General features: G+C 43.0%; 1 protein-coding gene. It reads right to left on the bottom strand.

From position 1 onward, the window contains the following. Positions 1-365 (bottom strand): RIP metalloprotease RseP (rseP, locus tag A3761_RS00955; RefSeq protein ID WP_068749641.1); only part of this gene is annotated, 365 nt, incomplete at its 3' end. Positions 366-477 lie beyond the last annotated feature (112 nt).

The following is a 477-nucleotide window of genomic DNA, read 5'->3' as shown; positions in this document are numbered from 1 at the left end:
CCAATAATGAACATCAGCCAGTAAGCTGCAATAGCAAATAGAAAGTTCGCGATAGGGCCTGCTGACACTATCGCAATACGCTGCGAGACAGGCTTGCGATTAAAAGCATAAGGAAGCAAAGCGGTTTCTACAGGGGCTTCGCGTTCGTCAAGCATCTTGACGAAGCCACCTAAAGGAATACTAGCAATGGCAAACTCGGTTCCATCCTTGTTTTTCCACATAAAAATCGGGCGCCCAAAGCCTACTGAAAATCGTAGGACCTTGACACCACAACGCTTGGCAACCCAGTAATGTCCATATTCATGGATCGTAACTAGAATACCAAGCGTAATAATTAGCGAGAGTATGGTCTGAATCAGTGTCATTAAATATACTGGCTCATCTTCATTAAGGCCGTTTCTTCTTCATTATTTGCTGTTGAGCTATAACTCTAGCCTCTTCATCAACAGACAATATCTGATTAACTGATGTTATTGG

It is taken from the genome of Oleiphilus sp. HI0123, assembly GCF_001635315.1.
Note: the sequence above shows the minus strand (reverse complement) of the source record. Positions and strands in the feature narration are given on the sequence as shown.